The sequence below is a fragment of the Dellaglioa sp. CoH-56-MRSF-13 genome (assembly GCF_056782095.1).
Genome location: NZ_JBXAYC010000164.1, coordinates 1 through 275 on the forward strand (window position 1 = coordinate 1; position 275 = coordinate 275).

Here is a 275-nt window from a genome sequence, read left to right on the forward strand (position 1 = left end):
GAGGCTGCGGGCATGAGTATGAAAACTCTCTGCAACCTTGACAAACAAGGAATCTGGAACGAGGTGGGCCGCATCAAGGGGTTCTCGCACGCAACGATCCAGCTGTTGGTGGATGGCGTTGCAGAGTTCCGAGCGTGGTATCGTCCTCTTAAGGGCGTGTTCAAGATCGATGGCGAACTGCCAGTGCGGAAGAAGGCAGCAGGCGCGAAGCTAGCAGGGGTCAATGTGGCTTGGACCAGTTACCGCTCGGCTGACGAAGAGGCGTTTGTCGAGGC

At 57.5% G+C, this 275-nt stretch carries 1 protein-coding gene; it reads left to right on the top strand.

Annotated elements, in window-relative coordinates; all coding sequences use genetic code 11:
- Nucleotides 1-275, top strand: a 275-nt coding sequence (locus tag AC1RP1_RS08320; RefSeq protein WP_481762774.1) for a hypothetical protein, incomplete at both ends; no start/stop codon positions are given.